We start from the raw sequence: 19875 nt of genomic DNA, 5'->3' as shown, positions 1-19875 counted from the left end.
CCTAGAACAGGGACTTGGCCGCGTTCGCCGCGGCGGCGCGCAGGGGATCGGGGATCACCACGAACAGGATCACCACGATGCTCGACAGGGCCAGCACCACCCGCAGGCCCGGGGCCATCCGCTCGTAGGGCTCCTTCGCCTCATCGAAGTACATGATCTTCACGATCCGCAGGTAGTAGTAGGCGCCGACAACGCTGGTCACTACGCCGATCACGGCCAGCGTCACGAGACCTGCCTTGATGGCCGCGGCAAAGACGTAGAACTTCGCGAAGAACCCGGCCAGCGGCGGGATGCCGGCCAGCGAGAACATCATCGCCGCCAGGCAGAACGCCAGCCACGGGTGGGTCCGCGACAGGCCCGACAGGTCCTCGATGGACTCGAACATCACGTCCCGGCGGCGCAGGGACAAGATGATCGCGAAGGTGCCGAGCGTCATCGCGAGGTAGATGATCATGTAGAGGACGAGGCCCTCGATCCCCTGCTGCGAGCCCGAGGCGAGGCCGATCAGTGCGTAGCCGATATTGGCGATCGACGAGTAGGCCATCAGGCGCTTGATCGACCGCTGGCCGATGGCCGCGAAGGAGCCGAGCGCCATCGAGACGATGGAGACGAAGACGAAGATCTGCTGCCAGATCGCCGTCACGTCCGGCAGGGCGCCGATGAACAGCCGCACCGTCATCGACACCGCCGCCATCTTCGGTGCGGCGGCGAAGAAGGCCGTCACCGGCGTGGGTGACCCCTCGTAGACGTCGGGCGTCCACATATGGAACGGCACCGCCGACATCTTGAAGCACACGCCCGCCGCCACGAACACGATGCCGAGCACGATGCCCGCACCGGCCTGATCGTTCAGGGCGGAGACGATGCCGGGGAACGAGACCGTGCCGGTGAAGCCGTAGATCAGCGACGAACCGTAGAGCAGCATGCCGGACGAGAGGGCGCCGAGCACGAAGTACTTCAGCCCGGCCTCGGTCGAGCGCACGTCGTCCCGGTGGAAGGCGGCGATGACGTAGGCGGCGAGCGACTGAAGCTCCAGGCCGAGATAAAGGGCGATGAGGTCGTTGGCCGACACCATCACCATCATGCCGATGGTGCAGAGCACGATCAGCACCGGGTACTCGAAGCGGTCGATCCGCTCCCGCTTGAAGAAGTCGTGGGAGAGCAGGATCGCGGCCGTGGAGCCGAGCAGCACCAGGGACTTCATCACCTTCGAGAAGGAATCGGACACGAAGGCGCCCGACAAAGTCGTGACCCGGCCGTGGGCCGGCTGCGACAACACCGCGAATAGGGCAAACAGCAGGAGGATCAGGGCGCCGACGCTCACGGACTCGGCGGAGCGCTCGCCCCGCCAAGCGCCGTAGAGGATCAGCACCAGCACGCCGATGCCGAGGATCAGCTCAGGCAGGAGCGGTGCGAGGGACGGGAGGGCGGCGTGGACGGGCGGCATCGGGACGGCCTCAGCGCGGGACCGGCAGCGCAGCCGCCGCGGTCTGGGTGTTGGCGAGCGCGGCCTTCATGCCCGTCATCAGCGCCTCGGTGGAGGGCGCGAATACGTCGAGCACGGGCGCGGGATGCACGCCGTAGTAGATCGTCAGGGCGACGAGGGGCGCGAGGATGAGCTTCTCGCGCAGGTCGAGGTCGAGGATGCCCTGCAGCTTCGGCTTGTCGAGCTTGCCGTAGATCACCCGGGCGTAGAGCCACAGGGCGTAGCAGGCCGAGAGGATGATGCCGAAGGTCGAGAAGAAGGCGACCATCGGGTTCGCCCGAAAGGCGCCCATCATCGACAGGAACTCGCCGACGAAGCCGGAGGTGCCCGGCAGACCGACATTGGCCATGGTGAACACCATCATCGCCGCCGCGTAGAGCGGCATGCGCTTCACGAGGCCGCCATAGGCCGCGATCTCGCGGGTGTGCATCCGGTCATAGACCACGCCGACGCAGAGGAAGAGCGCGCCCGACACGATGCCGTGGGAGATCATCAGGAACAGGGCGCCCTGGATGCCTTGCTCGTTGAGGGTGAACAGGCCGAGCGTCACGAAGCCCATATGGGCGACCGACGAATAGGCGATGAGCTTCTTGATGTCGGTCTGCATCATCGCGGTGAGCGACGTGAAGATGATCGCCACCACCGAGAGGGCGAAGACCAGGGGCGCGAAGTCCTGGCTCGCCAGGGGCAGCATCGGCAGGGAGATCCGGATGAAGCCGTAACCGCCCATCTTCAGGAGGATGCCGGCCAGGATCACCGAGCCCGCCGTCGGCGCCTCGACGTGGGCGTCGGGGAGCCAAGTATGGACCGGCCACATCGGCATCTTCACCGCGAACGAGGCGAAGAACGCCAGCCACAGCCACCACTGCATCTCCGCCGGGAAGCGGTGCTGCAGCAGGGTCGGGATGTCGGTGGTGCCGGCCTCCCAGTACATCGCCATCACGGCGAGCAGCATCAGCACCGAGCCAAGTAGGGTGTAGAGGAAGAACTTGAAGCTGGCATAGACCCGGCGCTGGCCGCCCCAGATGCCGATGATCAGGAACATCGGGATCAGGCCGGCTTCGAAGAACAGGTAGAACAGTACGAGGTCGAGGGCCTGGAACACGCCGATCATCGTGGTCTCAAGGACCAGGAAGGCGACGAAGTATTCCTTCACCCGGAAATGGATCGAGTTCCACGAGGCGCCGATGCAGAACGGCATCAGGAAGGTGGTCAGCAGCACCAGCGGCATCGAGAAGCCGTCGACGCCGAGCTTAAAGCGGATGCCCTCGGCAAGCCACGCGTGGCTCTCCACGAGCTGGAAGCTCGACGAGGTGGCATCGTAGCGCGACCACGCTACCAGGGAGAGAATGAAGGTGACGATCGTGGTCGCCAGCGCCGCCCAGCGGCTGTTGCGCGCGACCGAGGCCTCATCGCCGTTCAGCGAGAGGATGAAGGCCGCCCCGCACAGGGGCACGATCAGCAGACCGGAGAGGATGCCGAGACCGAGCATTTACTTGGTATTCCCCTCTGCCTGCCGCAACGATGGCCGACGCATCAGTGGCCGCCCTTGGGAAAGCCGGCCATCAGGTACCAGCTGATCAGGCCGGCGACGCCGATGAGCATGACGAAGGCGTAGTGGTAGAGATAGCCCGTCTGCAGGCGGACCACCCCGCGGGTCACGTCCACCACCCGGGCGGCGATGCCGTTCGGGCCAAACCCGTCGATGATCCGGCCGTCGCCCTCCTTCCAGAGGAACAGGCCGAACTTCTTCGCGGGGCGGACGAAGATCGCGTCGTAGATCTCGTCGAAGTACCACTTGTTGAGCAGGAACCGGTACAGGCCCGGCTGCTGCGCCGCGAGTTCGCCGGGCAGCTTCGGCTGACGGATGTACATCCAGTAGGCGACGACGAAGCCCAGCACCAGCATGATGAAGGGCGACAGGGACACCAGCGCCGGGACCTCGTGGATCTCGTGCATGATGTGGTTGTCCGGGCCGTGCGCCAGGGCGTGGCCCCAGAAGGCGTCCATGCCCTCGCCGATGAAGCGGTTCTTGAAGATCAGGCCGGCGAAGAGCGCGCCAAAGGCCAGCACCGCCAGGGGGATCGTCATCACCAGCGGGCTCTCGTGCGGGTGCAGGTCGTGCCCGTGGCCGTGATGGTCGTCGGCCACCACGTCGCTGTGATGGGCCGGCTCGATATCCGAGCCCTTGTCGTCGTGGGCCGCGCCCTCGGTGTGGCCCGGCGCGCCGTCGGCCTCGTGGGCCATCGCCGAATGGGCGGCGGCCGGCGCGTCCGGATGGTCGTGCGCCGCGTGGACACCCCAGCGGGCCGGACCCTCGAAGGTCATGAAGAACAGGCGCCAGGAGTAGAACGAGGTGAAGAAGGCGGCGACCACCGTGCAGAGGAAGGCCAGGGTGTGGCCGGGCCGGGTCGAGGCGTAGGCCGCCTCGATGATCGCGTCCTTCGAGTAGTAGCCGGCGGTGAAGGGGAACCCGATCAGCGCGAGCGAGCCGATCGCCATCATCGCGCAGGTGAACGGAATGTAGCGACGGAGCGCCCCCATGTTCCGCATGTCCTGCTCGTGGTGCATCGCGTGGATGACCGAGCCGGCCCCGAGGAACAGCAGCGCCTTGAAGAAGGCGTGGGTGAACAGGTGGAACACGCCGGCCGAATAGGCGCCGACGCCCAGCGCCACGAACATGTAGCCGAGCTGTGAGCAGGTCGAATACGCGATCACCCGCTTGATGTCGTTCTGCACGAGGCCGATCGTGGCCGCGAAGAACGATGTGATGCCGCCGATCACCGTCACGACGATCAGCGCGTCCGGTGCCACCTCGAACAGGGGCGAGAGCCGGGCGACCATGAACACGCCCGCCGTCACCATCGTCGCCGCATGGATCAGCGCCGAGACCGGAGTCGGGCCCTCCATCGCGTCCGGCAGCCACGTGTGCAGCAGGAACTGCGCCGACTTGCCCATGGCGCCCATGAACAGCAGCAGGCAGGCCAGCGTCAGGGCGTTCCAGTCATGGCCGAGGAAGTGGAAGGTCATCTCCTTCACGGAGTCGATCTTCGGGAAGATCCCGTCGAAGGCCACCGAGCCGAACAGCACGAAGACGAGGAAGATGCCCAGCGAAAAGCCGAAATCGCCGACGCGGTTGACGATGAACGCCTTCATCGCGGCGGCGTTGGCCGACGGTTTCTCGTACCAGAAACCGATCAGCAGGTAGGAGGCGAGGCCGACGCCCTCCCAGCCGAAGAACATCTGCACGAGGTTGTCCGCCGTCACCAGCATCAGCATGGCGAAGGTGAACAGCGACAGGTACGCGAAGAAGCGCGGCCGGTGCGGATCCTCCTCCATGTAGCCGATGGAATAGAGGTGCACGAGGGTCGAGACCGAGGTCACGACCACCAGCATCACCCGCGTCAGCGTGTCGATGCGGAAGGCCCAATCCACCGTCAGGTCGCCGGCGGTGAACCACGAGGCCACCTGTACCCTGACTTCCGGGCCGCCTTCGAGGAACACGACCCAGGCCATCAGCGCCGTCAGGGCGAGGAGCGCCGTGGTGATGTACTCGCAGGCCCGCGCGCCGAGATAGCGCCCGAACAGGCCGGCGATGAGGGCGCCGATGAGCGGGAAAAAGACGATCGCGTGGTACATCGGTTAAGGGCTGTCCGTCTTCGCGTCGGGCGGGGCGGGTTGGGAGACGACGAAGGGCGCTTAGCCCTTCATCATGCTCACGTCCTCGACCGCGATCGATCCGCGGTTGCGGAAGAACACCACCAGGATGGCGAGGCCGATGGCCGATTCGGCCGCCGCGACCGTCAGCACGAACAGGGCGAAGACCTGTCCGGTGATATCATTCAGCTGGGTCGAGAAGGCCACGAGGTTGATGTTGACCGAGAGCAGGATCAGCTCGACCGACATCAGGATGACGATGATATTCTTGCGGTTGATGAAGATGCCGAGCACGCCGAGCGTGAACAGGATCGCCGCGACGGTCAGGTAGTGGCTCAGGCCGATCATCGTGTCACGCCTCCGGCGGTCATCAGACTTCCACGCCCTGGCGCGAAGGTACCTTGCGGGTCTCCACGGCGGTGGCCTGGGTGCGGGCGTTCTGCACCGCGATGTTCTGGCGCTTCACGCCCGGCCGATCCCGCAGCGTCAGCACGATCGCGCCGATCATCGCCACGAGGAGGATGAGGCCGGCGATCTGGAAGAAATACGCATAGTCCGTGTAGATCACCCGGCCGAGCGCCTGCGCATTCGTCAGGTTCTCGCCGCTCGCGACGGTGCCGAGCGGCGCCTGCACGAGGCCCGGATCGATCGTCCACGATCCGACCACCAGCAGAAGCTCGATCAGGAAGATCGCGCCGATCAGCGCGCCGATCGGCAGGTATTGCTGGAAGCCCTGGCGCAGCTCGGCGAAATCCACGTCGAGCATCATCACGACGAACAGGAACAGCACGGCGACGGCGCCGACGTAGACCACCACGAGGATCATCGCCAGGAACTCGGCGCCCATCAGCACGAAGAGCCCGGCGGCGTTCACGAAGGCCAGGATCAGGAACAGCACGGAGGCGACGGGATTGCGGGAGGCAATCACCATGAAGCCCGACGCGACGGCGAGGCTCGCGAACAGGTAGAAGAAGGCGGCTGCTGCGGTCATGCGCTTCGTGCGTCCGGCCGCTCGCGCGGCCCCTTCTGCCTCGGTGGCGTCAGGCCGCCGCAGGCGGCCCGTCTATAGAACCCAGCCAGAGCCGGCACAACGGGTTTGCCGCAATGCGGCGGCTGAGCGGCGTGCATGCCTCTCAGCGGTAGGGCGCGTCCATCGCAATGTTGCGCGCGATCTCCCGCTCCCACCGGTCGCCGTTCAGGAGCAGCTTCTGCTTGTCGTAGAGTAGCTCCTCCCGGGTCTCCGTCGAGAACTCGAAGTTCGGCCCCTCCACGATAGCGTCCACCGGGCAGGCCTCCTGGCACATGCCACAGTAGATGCACTTCACCATGTCGATGTCGTAGCGGGTGGTGCGGCGCGTGCCGTCGTTGCGGCGCGGCCCCGCCTCGATAGTGATGGCCTGGGCCGGGCAGATCGCCTCGCAGAGCTTGCAGGCGATGCACCGCTCCTCGCCGTTGGGATAGCGGCGCAGGGCATGCTCGCCCCGGAAGCGCGGCCCGCGATGGCCCATCTCGAACGGGTAGTTGATCGTCGCCTTCGGCTTGAAGAAATAGCGCATGCCGAGGATCATTCCCGACACGAACTCCTTCAGGAGGAGGCTCTTGGCAACCTGATCCAGCTTCATGCCATGATCTCCGGGTGTCTTGGGGGCACGTGTCTTGGGGTCACGCGCCGGGCGCCAGGCCGGTGATCTTCAGGACGAAGGCCACGACCACGACAGAGACGAGCGAAAGGGGGAGGAACACCTTCCAGCCGAGCCGCATCAGCTGGTCATAGCGGTAGCGCGGCACGATGGATTTCACCATCGCGAACCCGAAGAACAGGAAGCTCGCCTTCAGGATGAACCAGATCACGCCGGGCACCCAGGTGAAGGGCGCGAACGGGATCGGCGAGAGCCAGCCGCCCAGGAACAGCACGGTGCCGAGTGCGCACATGCTCATGATGGCGACGTACTCGCCGAGCATGAACAGCAGGTACGGGGTCGACGAATACTCGACCATATAGCCGGCCACGAGCTCAGATTCCGCCTCGGGCAGGTCGAAGGGCGGGCGGTTGGTCTCGGCCAGGGCCGAGATGAAGAACACCACGAACATCGGGAACAGCCACAGCCAGTACCAGCCGAACAGGCCGAGGCTGGTATCCTGCGCCGTCACGATCCGGGTGAGGTTGAGCGACCCCGCGCACATCAGCACGCAGATGATCACGAAACCGAGGGAGACCTCGTAGGAGATCATCTGCGCCGCCGAGCGGAGCGCCCCGAGGAAGGCGTATTTGGAGTTCGACGCCCAGCCGCCCATGATGACGCCGTACACGCCGAGCGACGAGATCGCGAAGATATAGGTCACGCCGACATTGATGTCGGCGATCGCCCAGCCGTCGGCGATCGGCATCACCGCCCAGCTCGACAGGGCGAGCATGGCGAAGACCAGCGGCGCCAGCAGGTAGATCGCCTTGTTGGCGCCCGCCGGGATCACCGGCTCCTTCAGCACGAACTTCAGAAGGTCGGCGAAGGACTGGAACAGCCCGTAGGGGCCGACGACGTTCGGCCCCCGGCGCAGCTGCACCGCCGCCCAGATCTTCCGGTCGGCGAGGAGGGCGTAGGCGATGAAGACGAGGAGCGCGGCGAGGAGCACGAAGCTCTTGAGCGCGATCAGGAGCACGGTCCCGATCAGTTCCAGGGGCGTCATCGGGCTCTCCTACTCGGCCGCAGCGAGGGGCTGAGGCTCGGCCGCCCGCTCGCGGGCGAGTCGCGAGCATTCGGCCAGCACCCGCGAGGCGCGGGCGATGGGGTTGGTCAGGTAGAAATCACCGACCGGCGACACGAAGGCTCCGGTTCCGGTCTCGCCGCCGCGCTGCGCCAAGGCCGCCACCGCGCCGGCCACGTCACCGGCCTCCACCGTATCGACACCGGCGAAGTGCGGGTGGGCCGCGTAGAGCGCCTTGCGGAGCGCAATCAGCGAGTCGAAGGGCAGGCGCTTGCCGAGCACGTCCGACAGGGCGCGCAGGATCGCCCAATCCTCCCGGGCGTCGCCCGGCGGGAAGCCCGCCCGGTTGGCGGCCTGCACCCGGCCTTCGAGGTTCACGTAGGTGGCGTTCTTCTCGGTATAGGCGGCGCCCGGCAGGATCACGTCGGCCCGGGACGCGCCCCTGTCGCCGTGAGTGCCCTGGTAGATCACGAAGGCGCCGGGGGCGATGTCGCACTCGTCGGCGCCGAGGTTGAATAGCACGTCCACCCCGCCCGCGGCGATCATCTGCGCGAAGGTCAGGCCGCCCTCCCCCGGCACGAAGCCGAGATCCAGGGCGCCGACCTGGCCCGCCGCATGGTGCAGCACGCCGAAGCCCGGACGGCCATCGGCCACCGCGCCGATCTCCTGCGCGAGCTTGGCCGCCGCCGCCAGCACGCCGGGGGCAACATCTGCGCCGACGATGACCAGGGGGGCCTGGGCCGCCTTCAGGGTCTCGAGGAAGCTGTGCTCGCCCCGGGCCAGCGCCGCCAGCGATTCGGCCCCCGCGCCGAGGTTGTGGCTCGGATAGGTGAGGTCGATGGCCTCGCCGATTACGCCCACCGACAGGGGGGCCATCCGCCACCGCTTGCGGATCCGCACGTTCAGCATCGACGCTTCGGTGCGCGGGTTGGCGCCGACGATCAGGATCGCGTCCGCCGCCTCGATGCCGGGAATCGTCGGGTTGAACAGGTAGCTCGCCCGGCCGAGCGACGGATCGAGGCCCGCTCCGGTCTGGCGGCAATCGAGGTTGGCCGAGCCGAGGCTCTTGATCAGCTCACGGAGGGCGAAGGTCTCCTCCACCGCGGCGAGATCGCCGACGATGGCGCCGATGCGCTTCGGGTCCGCGCCCTTCACCTTGGCGGCGATGGCCTGGAACGCCTCGCCCCAGGAGGCCGGGCGAAGGCGGCCGTTCTCGCGGAGGTAAGGCCGGTCGAGGCGCTGCATCCGCAGCCCGTCCACGACGTGGCGGGTCTTGTCGGAGATCCACTCCTCGTTGATGTCCTCGTTCACCCGCGGCTCGATCTGCATGACCTCGCGGCCACGGGTGTCGACCCGGATCGCCGAGCCCACGGCGTCCATCACGTCGACCGATTCGGTCTTGGACAGCTCCCAGGGGCGGACGTTGTAGCTCTGCGGCTTGTGAACCAGCGCGCCCACCGGGCAAAGATCGGCGACGTTGCCCTGATGCTCCGAGGCCATCGACTGTTCGAGGTAGCTGGTAATTTCCATGTCCTCGCCGCGGCCGATGGCGCCGAGGTCCGGCACGCCGGCCACCTCCGCCAGGAAGCGCACGCAGCGGGTGCAGTGGATGCAGCGGTTCATCGCCGTCCGCACCAGCGGGCCGATATGCTTCTCCTCGACCGCCCGCTTGTTCTCCTGATAGCGGGTCGAGTCGACGCCATAGGCCATCGCCTGATCCTGCAGGTCGCAATGGCCGCCCTGGTCGCAGATCGGGCAATCGAGGGGGTGGTTGATGAGGAGGAACTCCATCACCCCCTCGCGGGCCTTCTTGGTGAGGCCGGAGCGCGTCAGCACCTCCGGCGGCTCGCCGTTCGGGCCGGGCCTGCAATCCTTCACCGCGTAGGCGCAGGAGGCCACCGGCTTCGGGGCGCCCTTCAGCTCCACGAGGCACATGCGGCAATTGCCGGCGATGGACAGGCGCTCGTGGAAGCAGAAGCGCGGGATCTCGGCCCCCGCGATCTCGCATGCCTGGAGCAGCGTGTAATCGGCCGGGACATCGACCTCGGTGCCGTCGACGAGGATTTTGGTCATCGGAACGTCTCGAAATCTGGCACGAACGCGCGAGCCCCGGTCCCACCCGCGACCTCATCCTGAGGTGCGAGGCAGCGCCGAGCCTCGGAGGAGCGCTCCAGCCGGCCGCGCGACCCCTGGAGGTCTCCTTCGAGGCCCGCTGACGCGGGCACCTCAGGATGAGGCTGGGGGCTGGAGACACGCATCATCATCACTCCGCTGCCATCGGCACCGGATCGGAATGGGGGTTGGCCGAGTAGCGGTCGATCCGCTTCTCGATCTCCGGGCGGAAGTGGCGGATCAGGCCCTGGATCGGCCAGGCCGCCGCGTCGCCGAGCGCGCAGATCGTGTGACCCTCGATCTGCTTCGTGACCTCGAACAGCATGTCGATCTCGCGCTTCTGCGCCCTGCCTTCGGCCATGCGCGTCAGCACCCGCCACATCCAGCCCGTGCCCTCGCGGCAGGGCGTGCACTGGCCGCAGGACTCGTGCTTGTAGAAGTACGAGATGCGGGCAATGGCGCCGACGATGTCGGTGGACTTGTCGAGCACGATCACCGCCGCGGTGCCCAGGCCCGAGCCGAGGTTGCGCAGGGTGTCGAAATCCATCTTGGCGTCGATGATCTGCTCCGCCGGCACCAGGGGAACCGACGATCCGCCGGGGATGGAGCACAAGAGGTTGTCCCACCCGCCGCGCATGCCGCCGCAATAGCGGTCGATCAACTCGCGGAAGGTGATGCCGAGCTCTTCCTCGACGTTGCACGGCTTGTTGACGTGCCCCGAGACGCAGAAGAGCTTCGTGCCGGTGTTGTTCTTACCGCCGAGCCCAGCGAACCACGCCGCGCCCCGGCGCAGGATCGTGCCCGCCACGGCAATCGATTCGACGTTGTTCACCGTCGTGGGGCAGCCGTAAAGGCCCATATTGGCCGGGAACGGCGGCTTCAGCCGCGGCATCCCCTTCTTGCCCTCAAGGCTCTCGATGAGAGCCGTCTCCTCGCCGCAGATATACGCGCCCGCGCCGTGGTGGACGTAGATGTCGAACGGGTAGTCGTGGACGTTCGACTGGCCGACAAGGCGGGCTTCGTAGGCCTCGTCCACCGCCTTCTGCAGGGCGTGCTTCTCGGCGACGTACTCGCCGCGGATGTAGACGTAGCAGGCATGCGCGCCCATGGCGAAGCAGGCCAGCATGCAGCCTTCGATCAGGAGATGCGGATCGTGCCGCATAATCTCCCGGTCCTTGCAGGTGCCGGGCTCCGATTCGTCGGCGTTGACCACGAGGTAATGCGGCCGCCCATCCGACTTCTTCGGCATGAACGACCATTTCAGGCCGGTCGGGAAGCCGGCGCCGCCGCGGCCGCGCAGGCCTGAGGCCTTCATCTCTTCGATGATCCAGTCGCGGCCCTGCTCCAGGAGGAACTTGGTTCCGTCCCAGGCGCCGCGCTTCTTCGCGGCGTCGAGCCCCGGCGAGTGCAGGCCGTAGAGGTTGGTGAAGATGCGATCCTGATCGGCGAGCATGTCAGGCCCTCACTTCTTCTCATCGTCGGAGGCGAGCTTCTCCTCCACCGCCTCGCTGGCGCCGGATGCCTCCGGCGGCGGCGGGGGGATGTCGCGTCCCGGCAATTCCTGGCGGCCCTCCTCGCCGGCGGCGGGCTCACCCTCCGCTATGCGCTTGGCCGGGGAATCGAGGGCGTCCGCATCGCCTGGGCGGGCGCTGCCATGCTTGGCGATGGACTGGCCCCGCTCGGCGGCGTCGGCCCGGTCCTCGGGCTTCACCGGCTCCTCGCCGTCGGCCGCACGCTGGGCCGGGGCGTCGGAGGCCTTCCGCTCGACGGGACGGCCGGCATCGGGCTTGGCGGGCCGCGGCGCGGTGGCGGCCTGCTGCGTCGCCGACTCGGCCTCGCCGGTCTTGGCGACGGGGGCCTTCGGCGCGTCGCCCTTCGGCGCATCACCCTTCGGTGCGTCGGCGGCCTCCGCCTCCTTGGCCTGCTCGAACCGTTTGCGCCACGCGCCGACACGGGATCCGTCGAAAAGGGTCTCGTCGGTGAGCGTCGTCGCGCCGCCCTGCGGTTCGGACGAGGTGCGCCCGGTCTGCGAGCCGACCTTCACCGGCCGTCCGGCCGCGAGGTCGTCCATCAGCTGCGACAGCGATTCGGGGGTCAGGTCCTCGTAATAATCCTGGTTGATCTGCACCATCGGCGCGTTGCAGCAGGCGCCGAGGCACTCGACCTCGAGCCACGAGAAGTTGCCGTCCGCCGAGACGTGGCCGGGCGGGCCGAGGCGCTTTTCGAGCATGCCCTTCAACTCGCGGGCGCCACACGAATCGCACGGCACCGTGCCGCAGAGCTGGATCCAGAACCGGCCCACCGGCTCCAGGGCGAACATCGTGTAGAAGGTCGCGACTTCGAGCACGCGGATCTTCGGCATGCCGAGTTCGGCCGCCACCGCCTCGATCGCCTTCTGCGGCAGCCATCCGCCATGCTGCTCCTGCGCCTTCCACAAGAGCGGGATCACGGCGGAGGCCTGCCGGCCCTCCGGGTACTTGGCGATCTGGTGCTTCGCCCATTCCGCGTTCTCGGGCGTGAAGGCGAAGTCCTGGGGCTGCTCGGAAGCCGGGGCCAGTCTGCGGTTTGCCATCGTGGTTCAGCCCTCAGCGGTCCACTTCGCCGAACACGATGTCGAGCGTGCCGAGCACGCAGGACACGTCGGCCAGAAGGTGCCCGCGGCACATCCAATCCATCGCCTGCAGGTGAGCGAAGCCCGGAGCGCGGATCTTGCAGCGGTACGGCTTGTTGGTGCCGTCCGACACGAGATACACGCCGAACTCGCCCTTGGGCGCCTCGACCGCGGCGTAGACCTCCCCCTCGGGGACGTGGAAGCCCTCGGTGTAGAGCTTGAAGTGGTGGATAAGCGCTTCCATCGAGCGCTTCATCTCCCGGCGCGGCGGCGGCGCGAACTTGCCGTCCATGGAGGCGATCGGCCCCTGGCCGGCGGGCTCGCGCAGCTTGGCGCAGCACTGCTTCATGATACGCGCCGATTCCCGCATCTCTTCCATGCGGATCACCTGCCGGTCATAGGTGTCGCCGTTCTTGCCCACGGGGATGTCGAAATCCATCTCCTCGTAGCACTCGTAGGGCTGGCTCTTGCGCAGGTCCCACGGGATGCCGGAGCCGCGCACCATCACGCCCGAGAAGCCCCAGGCCATGCATTCGTCGACGGAGACGATGCCGATGTCGACGTTGCGCTGCTTGAAGATGCGGCTCTCCATCACGAGCGCATCGAGGTCGTCCACCACCTGCAGGAACGGGTCGCAGAAGGCGTCGATGTCCTCGATCAGCTTCGGCGGCAGGTCCTGGTGGACGCCGCCGGGCCGGAAGTAGTTGGCGTGGAGCCGGGCGCCGGAGGCCCGCTCGTAGAAGATCATCAGCTTCTCGCGCTCCTCGAAGCCCCAGAGCGGGGGCGTGAGGGCGCCGACGTCCATCGCCTGCGTCGTGACGTTGAGGAGATGCGACAGCAGCCGGCCGATCTCGCAGAACAGCACGCGGATCAGCTGCGCCCGGCGCGGCACCTCGATGCCCGCGAGCTTCTCGATCGCGAGGCAGAAGGCGTGCTCCTGGTTCATCGGCGACACGTAGTCGAGCCGGTCGAAATAGGGCGTCGCCTGGACGTAGGTCTTGTGCTCGATCAGCTTCTCGGTGCCCCGGTGGAGCAGGCCGATATGCGGATCGACGCGCTCCACGACTTCGCCGTCGAGCTCGAGAACCAGCCGGAGAACCCCGTGCGCCGCAGGATGTTGCGGGCCGAAGTTGATGGCGAAGTTGCGGATGTTGTGTTCAGTCACGACGACCTCCGCGCCTCAGGCCGACTTCTTCTCATCGCCCGGGAGCACGTAATCGGTGCCCTCCCACGGCGAGAGGAAGTCGAAGTTCCGGAATTCCTGCGTCAGCTGGACCGGCTCGTAGACGACGCGGCCCTCGTCCTGGTCGTAGCGGACCTCGACGAAGCCGGTGAGCGGAAAGTCCTTGCGCAGGGGGTGACCCTCGAACCCGTAATCGGTGAGCAGCCGGCGCAGGTCCGGGTGGCCCGAGAACAGGATCCCGTAGAGGTCGTAGGTCTCGCGCTCGTACCAGTTGGCGGCGGGGAAGACCTCGATGATCGAGGGGACCGGGGTCACCTCGTCCGTCTGCACCTTCACCCGGATCCGGGCGTTATGGCGCAGGGACAGCAGGTGGTAGACGACGTCGAACCGCTTTTCCCGCTGGGGGTAGTCCGCCCCGCACAGGTCGATGAAGCAGCGGAAGCCGCAGGCCGGGTCATCGCGCAGGTAGGTCAGCGCGTAGACGATGTCGGACGCCTGCACGACCAGGGTCAGCTCGCCGAAGGCGATGGTGTGGGCCACCACCGCCGGCCCGAGGGCCCCGGCGATCCGCTCGGCCAGGGTCGTGAGGGCAGTTTCGCCGCCCTCCGGCCGGGTGTGGGTGAGGATCGAGATGCCGTTGGTCATGTCAGCGCTCGATCGTCCCGATGCGACGGATCTTCTTCTGCAGGAGAAGCACCCCGTAGAGCAGCGCCTCGGCGGTGGGCGGGCAACCGGGAACGTAGATGTCCACCGGCACCACCCGGTCGCAGCCGCGCACCACCGAATACGAATAATGGTAGTAGCCGCCGCCGTTGGCGCAGGAACCCATCGAGATGACGTAGCGGGGCTCCGGCATCTGGTCGTAGACCTTGCGGAGCGCCGGGGCCATCTTGTTGGTGAGCGTGCCGGCCACGATCATAACGTCGGACTGCCGCGGCGAGGCGCGCGGGGCGAAGCCGAACCGCTCGCAATCGTAGCGCGGCATCGACATCTGCATCATCTCGACCGCGCAGCAGGCGAGCCCGAAGGTCATCCACATCAGCGATCCGGTACGGGCCCAGTTGATGAGCTCGTCGGCGCTGGTGAGCAGGAAGCCCCGGTCGGCCAGCTCGTCGCTGATCGACAGGAAGGTCGAGTCGTCCGCGCCGATCGGCCGGCCGGTATTCGGGTCGATGATCCCCTTGGGCTGCGGCGCGATGGCCGGGGTCCGGGGTGAGGTCTCGGTGATCAGGGCCATTCAGCGCCTCGGAATCTCAACGGTCTCGGCGGATCGCGGTGCTTAATCCCACTCGAGGGCGCCCTTGCGCCACTCGTAGACGAAGCCGACGGTCAGCACGCCGAGGAAGACCATCATCGACCAGAACCCGTACCAGCCGAGCTCCCCGAAGGTGATCGCCCAGGGGAACAGGAAGGCGACTTCCAGATCGAAGATGATGAACAGGATGGCGACGAGATAGAAGCGCACGTCGAACTTCATGCGCGCGTCGTCGAACGCATTGAAGCCGCATTCGTAGGCCGAAAGCTTTTCCGGATCCGGCGCCTTGAAGGCGACCAGAAAAGGAACCACCAGCAGGGCGGCGGCGATGAAGAGCGCCACCCCAATGAACACGATGAGCGGCAGGTAATCCGCCAGCAGTCCGGTCATGCCCGAGCCTCGCGAGACGAGGGACGCAGGCGGCGCGAGGCCGGACCGGCTCCCCCGGTGGAATTGTTCTTATGCCAGGATGCGTTCGGGCGTGGCTTAGTCGAGGCGCCGTCCCATGACAATGGGCGTTGCGCGTCGCACAAACCGCGTCCTGCGCATGAAGCGCGTCCCGACCATGAAGATGGGGGAGCGCCGCCCCGGACCAACACGGCAGATCCGCACACGCGGCAAGGCGACGCCGGTGGCGGAAGGGATTCTTCTCCGTCACCCGGTTCGAGCAGTTCGCAGCCGGGACGGGAATTTCCCGCACGACTCGCGCTTGACAGGGGGGCTCCCCCCCCATAAACCCCGCCTCGTCGCGCAGCACTGCGGTGCTCAGCAGCGGCCGCCCGCGCGGGCGTAGCTCAGTTGGTTAGAGTGCCGGCCTGTCACGCCGGAGGTCGCGGGTTCGAGCCCCGTCGCCCGCGCCATCGTCTCCCTTCATTCCGTATTACTAAGCCTTTCAGCGCCCGTGCTCATCGCGGCGTATTCCAGTGGTGCCGTACCCCCGGCGACGGTTGTGGCTGGTATGCATTCACCAGTTAACGCATGTTGAGGCGGTGATTTCCGTTAGGGGCGACAGTGCGGGCTCAGATGCGAGCTTTTCGCTCGCGCTGCCTGCCAACGGACCTGATGACTGAGCCTTACGAGTCGCTTCTCGACGGCGAGGCTGGACCCGCCCTTCCCGATTCCGTGCGCCGGCACCTCGGCGCCCTCATGCGCTCTGCCTATGAGGAAGCGGCGCCCTGCGAGCCTGATCGCTTCGCGGACCTGCTCACGCGCCTCGAGAAGGCGCTGGACCGGGCCGGCGGCTTGGCGGCCTCGCACGAGGCCGCGTTCCGCACGGGGCTCCTCGCCAGCGTCCCGGCCCTGCGCCGGTTCGCACTTTCCCTCGCCCGGGAGCCCGCGGCGGCCGACGACCTCGTGCAGGACGCGCTCCTGCGGGCATGGCGCGGGCGCGGCGGCTTCGAGCCGGGCACGAACCTGGAAGCGTGGCTCTTCACCATCCTGCGCAACGTCTTCTACAGCCGGCACCGCCGGCAGACCCGCGAAGTGCCGGACACCGACGGCGATTATGCCGGCCGCCTCGCCGCCGCCCCGGAGCAGGGCGGCCACCTCGACCTTCAGGATGTCCGCGCCGCCCTCGACCGCCTTGCTCCGGTGATGCGCGAGGCCCTCGTCCTCGTCGGGATCGAGAACCTCAGCTACGAGGAGGCCGCCGCGGTGATGGAGTGCCAGATCGGCACTGCCAAGAGCCGGGTCTGGCGGGCGCGGGCGCAACTCGCACGGATGCTCGGCTACGGCGGCGCCGACATCGGCAGCGACGGCGTCACCCTCTCGGCGCTGGGCACGGTGAGCGACGTGTCGGTGTGAGCGATCCGTTCCCACCCTCGCCCTCATCCTGAGGCGCCGCGACGCGGCCTCGAAGGAGGCATCCAGGGATCGCGCGGCTGGTGGGGGGCCTCCTTCGGGGCCGTGGCCTCGCGACGGCACCTCAGGATGAGGGCGAGGGTGGGTATGACGGGGCCATCCCGTCGGGGACCGTTCGGCGCCGCGTGCGGGACCCCCCTACCCCGGCAGGCGCAGGGTGGCGCACAGGCCGCCGAGGGACGAGCGGCCGAGGCTGAGCGTGCCACCGTAGAGTTCGGCGAGCTCCAGGGTGATCGGGAGGCCGAAGCCGTCACCGGGGACGCCCTCGTCGAGGCGCCGGCCCCGCTCCTGCATCGCCGAGGCCGCCTCCGGCGCGAGGCCCGGACCGTCATCCTCGATGCGGATCTCCACCTGACCGCCGGACCGCTCCGCGGCGACCCGCACCGTGCCCGCGCACCAGCGGCAGGCATTGTCGAGGAGGTTGCCGAGCATCTCGTCGAGATCCTGGCCCTCGCAGGCGACCGAGGCCTCCTCCGGCACGGCGAGGGCGATGGCCGGCCGCCTGTCGGCGTGAATCCGCAGCAGCACCTCCCGCAGGTCGGCGATCCGGGGGAGGAGCGGGGTGCGGACCCGGGCCGGACCCTCCAGGGCGGCCGCGCGGGCCCGGCGGAGGTGGTGGCGGACCCGCCGGTCCAGATCGGTCACCTGCGCCGCGAGCCGGCCGTCCGGGTCCCGGGCGGGGTCGCGCAGCGCCATGGCCAGGGTCGCGAGCGGTGTCTTGAGGCCGTGGGCGAGGTTGGCGACATGGCCCCTGGCCCGCTCCAGGTTCCGGTCGTTCTGATCGAGCAGGGCGTTCATTTCGGCGACGAGGGGGCCCACTTCCTCCGGCTGGTCGGCGGGTATCCGCGCCTGCCGTCCCGCGCGGACGGCGGCGAGGCCCTCGCGCAGGCGTGCGAGAGGGGCGAGGCCGAGGCGCACCTGCGCCACCGCCCCGGCGGCGAGGAACAGGCCGAGCAGGCCGAGCGCCAGGGCGAGGCTCGCCATCACATCCCGGAGGGGGCCGTAGATCGCCCCCTGGGGGGCGCCGGCGAGGATCGTCGCGGGCTGCGCGCCCCGCAGGGTGAGCACGCGCAGGACGAGGTCGCCGCCGCCGGGGCCGCGTCCCTCGGCCGGGAGGGGGCGGTCGCCCGGTTCCTCCGGTCCTGTCCGGCCGAGGGCGATCGGGTGCCCGTCGAGGGAGTCCGACCGGACGATGTCGTCGCCACGGCGGACCTCCCAGACCCAGCGGCCCGGGCGGTCGAAGGGCGGCCCCTCGAAGCGTTCGGGATGGGCGGCCAGGATACCGGCCTCGAGGCCGGCCCGGAGCGCCGTGATCTGCGCGTCCAGCCGCTCGTCGACCTGGCCGCGCACGAACCGGGTCAGGATCACGCCCACGGCGAGGCCGGCGATCACCAGCGCGATGGCCACTAGGCCGAGGGCGGCGGCCACGAGCCGGGCGCGGAGGGAGCGCATCAGGCGGGGTCTGCCGTAAGGCGGTAGCCGTGGCCGCGCACGCCCTCGATCCTGGCCGGGGCGATCTTCTTGCGCAGCCGGGCGACGATCACCTCCACGGAGTTCGAGTCGACCTCGGCGTCGCCGTCGTAGACGCGTTCGATGAGGTAGCTGCGCGGCACCACCGAATCCCGGTTCAGCATCAGGCAGGACAGGACGCGCCATTCGAGGCCGGTGAGGCGGAGGGGCAGCCCATCGCGCTCGAAGGCGCCGAGGCCGGGATCGAAGCTGAGGGGCCCGCAGGCGATCCGACTCGCCCCGTGCCCCTGCGTCCGACGCACGAGGGCGCGAAGGCGGATGACCAGCTCCTCCACCCGCACCGGCTTGACGAGGTAGTCGTCGGCGCCCGCCTTGAAGGCGGCGACCTTGTCGCTCCACCCGTCCCGGGCGGTGAGCACCAGCACCGGCAGGGTCTGTCCCGCCGCCCGCCACGCATTCAGGACGGAGACGCCGTCGCCGCGCGGCAGGCCGAGATCGAGGATGCAGGCATCGTAGCCCTCCGTCTCGCCGAGATGGCGGGCATCCTCGCCCGTCGCCGCCCGGTCGAGGACGAAGTTCTCCGCGCGCAAGGCGCGGTCGATCTCCGCCGCCAATGCCGCATCGTCCTCGACCAGCAGGATCTTCACGCCCGTCTCCCTCGCACGGCCCATCACCCATCCAAGGCCGCTCCCGCTCGCAAGAGCGGCGGAGTTTCGCCGTGATCCGGGTAGGTCAGGCCGTTTAACCGGGGCTGAACCGCCGGGTTCAGTTCCCGTCGCCGCCCCCTCCCTAAGACCTGTCGCCACGGACCGAGCGGGTCCGGAACGGAAAGCGACGGCCATGAGCGAGACACACAACGAGACCAAGACGATCGACGGCACGGCGACGGAGGTCCGGGCGCCGGACGCCCGATCCGGCCGCATCCCCCGGCGGACCTGGGTGATCGGGGCGCTGGCTCTTCCCCTGGCCTTCGGGGCGGTGGGGCTGTCCCTGGCCAAGACCAACGCCTTGACCCTGACCCCCGTCGCGCCGGTGGCGATCCAGGCGCTTGCTCCGTCGGGCGCCACGGCGATCAAGGGCGAGGTGGCCGAGTTGTTCGGCAACAAGTTCGTGGTGCAGGATCCAACGGGGCGGGCCCTGGTGGAGACCGGCCCGGCGGGCGAAGGGGGCAAGCTCGTCGCCAAGGGCGAGGGCGTCACGGTCCAGGGCCGGTTCGCGGACGGGTTCCTCCACGCCCGGCTTCTGACCCACGGCGACGGACGGCAGGAGGTGCTCGGACCGGCGGGTGGGCCGCCCTTCGGCAGCCTCGACTGGGCGAAGGACCGGGTCGGCCTCGCCCCGGCCCCCGACGTGCCCGCCCTGACGGCGGCGGTGCAGGCGGCGGGCTACGGCGACGTCCGGATCACCGGACGCGGGCCGCGCCATCTCGAGGTGGCCGCCAGGGACCGGAACGGCCAGGATCACCAGCTCCATGTCGGCTTCGACGGGCAGGTCCGGGAGCGGCCGACGCCCTGAACGGGCGCCGGCATGCAACCGAT

General features: G+C 68.3%; 18 protein-coding genes and 1 tRNA gene. 3 read left to right on the top strand and 16 right to left on the bottom strand.

Annotated features, from left to right (window positions below):
• Position 1 precedes the first annotated feature (1 nt).
• The 14 genes from nuoN to MFF22_RS11055 all read right to left on the bottom strand — a co-directional run bounded on the left by nuoN (position 2) and on the right by MFF22_RS11055 (position 15397).
• Positions 2-1447, bottom strand: coding sequence for an NADH-quinone oxidoreductase subunit NuoN (gene nuoN, locus MFF22_RS11120; RefSeq protein ID WP_238249031.1), 1446 nt, complete (start codon positions 1445-1447; stop codon positions 2-4).
• Positions 1448-1457: 10 nt separating this feature from the next.
• On the bottom strand, positions 1458-2978 hold the full coding sequence (locus tag MFF22_RS11115; protein ID WP_238249030.1) for an NADH-quinone oxidoreductase subunit M: 1521 nt from the start codon (positions 2976-2978) through the stop codon (positions 1458-1460).
• A gap of 44 nt (positions 2979-3022) precedes the next feature.
• Complete coding sequence (nuoL, locus tag MFF22_RS11110) at positions 3023-5125, bottom strand: NADH-quinone oxidoreductase subunit L (protein ID WP_238249029.1); 2103 nt, start codon at positions 5123-5125, stop codon at positions 3023-3025.
• Between the two features lie 60 nt (positions 5126-5185).
• On the bottom strand, positions 5186-5491 hold the full coding sequence (gene nuoK / locus MFF22_RS11105) for an NADH-quinone oxidoreductase subunit NuoK (RefSeq protein ID WP_010686008.1): 306 nt from the start codon (positions 5489-5491) through the stop codon (positions 5186-5188).
• A 22-nt stretch (positions 5492-5513) separates the two neighbouring features.
• Positions 5514-6134, bottom strand: coding sequence for an NADH-quinone oxidoreductase subunit J (locus tag MFF22_RS11100; RefSeq protein WP_238249028.1), 621 nt, complete (start codon positions 6132-6134; stop codon positions 5514-5516).
• A 142-nt stretch (positions 6135-6276) separates the two neighbouring features.
• Complete coding sequence (gene nuoI, locus MFF22_RS11095; protein WP_238249027.1) at positions 6277-6765, bottom strand: NADH-quinone oxidoreductase subunit NuoI; 489 nt, start codon at positions 6763-6765, stop codon at positions 6277-6279.
• 40 nt (positions 6766-6805) lie between these two features.
• A complete protein-coding gene (nuoH, locus tag MFF22_RS11090; protein WP_238249026.1) occupies positions 6806-7828 on the bottom strand; it encodes an NADH-quinone oxidoreductase subunit NuoH in 1023 nt (340 codons plus the stop codon).
• A 9-nt stretch (positions 7829-7837) separates the two neighbouring features.
• On the bottom strand, positions 7838-9919 hold the full coding sequence (gene nuoG, locus MFF22_RS11085; RefSeq protein ID WP_238249025.1) for an NADH-quinone oxidoreductase subunit NuoG: 2082 nt from the start codon (positions 9917-9919) through the stop codon (positions 7838-7840).
• 190 nt (positions 9920-10109) lie between these two features.
• Positions 10110-11411, bottom strand: a complete 1302-nt coding sequence (gene nuoF, locus MFF22_RS11080; protein ID WP_238249024.1) for an NADH-quinone oxidoreductase subunit NuoF — start codon at positions 11409-11411, stop codon at positions 10110-10112.
• Positions 11412-11420: 9 nt separating this feature from the next.
• Positions 11421-12530: an NADH-quinone oxidoreductase subunit NuoE gene (nuoE, locus tag MFF22_RS11075; RefSeq protein WP_238249023.1), complete on the bottom strand. Its 1110-nt coding sequence runs from the start codon at positions 12528-12530 to the stop codon at positions 11421-11423.
• A 13-nt stretch (positions 12531-12543) separates the two neighbouring features.
• Positions 12544-13734 (bottom strand): NADH-quinone oxidoreductase subunit D, encoded by a 1191-nt coding sequence (locus MFF22_RS11070; RefSeq protein WP_238249022.1) that lies wholly within the window; start codon positions 13732-13734, stop codon positions 12544-12546.
• A 15-nt stretch (positions 13735-13749) separates the two neighbouring features.
• Positions 13750-14397, bottom strand: a complete 648-nt coding sequence (locus tag MFF22_RS11065; RefSeq protein ID WP_238249021.1) for an NADH-quinone oxidoreductase subunit C — start codon at positions 14395-14397, stop codon at positions 13750-13752.
• A gap of 1 nt (position 14398) precedes the next feature.
• Entirely contained in the window at positions 14399-14989 is a 591-nt protein-coding gene (locus MFF22_RS11060) for a NuoB/complex I 20 kDa subunit family protein (protein WP_238249020.1), read from the bottom strand.
• A gap of 42 nt (positions 14990-15031) precedes the next feature.
• A complete protein-coding gene (locus tag MFF22_RS11055; RefSeq protein WP_238249019.1) occupies positions 15032-15397 on the bottom strand; it encodes an NADH-quinone oxidoreductase subunit A in 366 nt (121 codons plus the stop codon).
• Between the two features lie 393 nt (positions 15398-15790).
• Between MFF22_RS11055 and MFF22_RS11050 the strand changes: the two genes are divergently transcribed.
• Positions 15791-15867 (top strand) — tRNA-Asp (locus MFF22_RS11050).
• Positions 15868-16069: 202 nt separating this feature from the next.
• Positions 16070-16810, top strand: coding sequence for a sigma-70 family RNA polymerase sigma factor (locus MFF22_RS11045; RefSeq protein WP_238249018.1), 741 nt, complete (start codon positions 16070-16072; stop codon positions 16808-16810).
• A 195-nt stretch (positions 16811-17005) separates the two neighbouring features.
• Here the strand turns inward: MFF22_RS11045 and MFF22_RS11040 are convergent, their stop codons facing one another.
• Both MFF22_RS11040 and MFF22_RS11035 read right to left on the bottom strand, forming a co-directional pair.
• Positions 17006-18319 (bottom strand): sensor histidine kinase, encoded by a 1314-nt coding sequence (locus tag MFF22_RS11040; RefSeq protein WP_238249017.1) that lies wholly within the window; start codon positions 18317-18319, stop codon positions 17006-17008.
• Entirely contained in the window at positions 18319-18984 is a 666-nt protein-coding gene (locus MFF22_RS11035) for a response regulator (protein WP_238249159.1), read from the bottom strand. The genes MFF22_RS11040 and MFF22_RS11035 overlap by 1 nt, the downstream gene beginning before the upstream one ends.
• A 193-nt stretch (positions 18985-19177) precedes the next feature.
• Here MFF22_RS11035 and MFF22_RS11030 point away from each other — a divergent pair, with 193 nt between their 5' ends.
• Entirely contained in the window at positions 19178-19852 is a 675-nt protein-coding gene (locus MFF22_RS11030) for a DNA-binding protein (RefSeq protein ID WP_238249016.1), read from the top strand.
• The last annotated feature ends 23 nt before the right edge of the window (positions 19853-19875 follow it).

It is taken from the genome of Methylobacterium persicinum, assembly GCF_022179525.1.
Taxonomy (GTDB): Bacteria; Pseudomonadota; Alphaproteobacteria; order Rhizobiales; family Beijerinckiaceae; genus Methylobacterium; species Methylobacterium persicinum.
This window is presented reverse-complemented; position numbering and strand designations above follow the sequence as displayed.

What these genes read in the sequence shown, in the direction of transcription:
- nuoN (WP_238249031.1), bottom strand. Translation starts at nt 1,447, where the DNA reads ATGCCGCCCGTCCACGCCGCCCTCCCGTCCCTCGCACCGCTCCTGCCT.
- MFF22_RS11115 (WP_238249030.1), bottom strand. Translation starts at nt 2,978, where the DNA reads ATGCTCGGTCTCGGCATCCTCTCCGGTCTGCTGATCGTGCCCCTGTGC.
- nuoL (WP_238249029.1), bottom strand. Translation starts at nt 5,125, where the DNA reads ATGTACCACGCGATCGTCTTTTTCCCGCTCATCGGCGCCCTCATCGCC.
- nuoK (WP_010686008.1), bottom strand. Translation starts at nt 5,491, where the DNA reads ATGATCGGCCTGAGCCACTACCTGACCGTCGCGGCGATCCTGTTCACG.
- MFF22_RS11100 (WP_238249028.1), bottom strand. Translation starts at nt 6,134, where the DNA reads ATGACCGCAGCAGCCGCCTTCTTCTACCTGTTCGCGAGCCTCGCCGTC.
- nuoI (WP_238249027.1), bottom strand. Translation starts at nt 6,765, where the DNA reads ATGAAGCTGGATCAGGTTGCCAAGAGCCTCCTCCTGAAGGAGTTCGTG.
- nuoH (WP_238249026.1), bottom strand. Translation starts at nt 7,828, where the DNA reads ATGACGCCCCTGGAACTGATCGGGACCGTGCTCCTGATCGCGCTCAAG.
- nuoG (WP_238249025.1), bottom strand. Translation starts at nt 9,919, where the DNA reads ATGACCAAAATCCTCGTCGACGGCACCGAGGTCGATGTCCCGGCCGAT.
- nuoF (WP_238249024.1), bottom strand. Translation starts at nt 11,411, where the DNA reads ATGCTCGCCGATCAGGATCGCATCTTCACCAACCTCTACGGCCTGCAC.
- nuoE (WP_238249023.1), bottom strand. Translation starts at nt 12,530, where the DNA reads ATGGCAAACCGCAGACTGGCCCCGGCTTCCGAGCAGCCCCAGGACTTC.
- MFF22_RS11065 (WP_238249021.1), bottom strand. Translation starts at nt 14,397, where the DNA reads ATGACCAACGGCATCTCGATCCTCACCCACACCCGGCCGGAGGGCGGC.
- MFF22_RS11060 (WP_238249020.1), bottom strand. Translation starts at nt 14,989, where the DNA reads ATGGCCCTGATCACCGAGACCTCACCCCGGACCCCGGCCATCGCGCCG.
- MFF22_RS11055 (WP_238249019.1), bottom strand. Translation starts at nt 15,397, where the DNA reads ATGACCGGACTGCTGGCGGATTACCTGCCGCTCATCGTGTTCATTGGG.
- MFF22_RS11045 (WP_238249018.1), top strand. Translation starts at nt 16,070, where the DNA reads ATGACTGAGCCTTACGAGTCGCTTCTCGACGGCGAGGCTGGACCCGCC.
- MFF22_RS11040 (WP_238249017.1), bottom strand. Translation starts at nt 18,319, where the DNA reads ATGCGCTCCCTCCGCGCCCGGCTCGTGGCCGCCGCCCTCGGCCTAGTG.
- MFF22_RS11030 (WP_238249016.1), top strand. Translation starts at nt 19,178, where the DNA reads ATGAGCGAGACACACAACGAGACCAAGACGATCGACGGCACGGCGACG.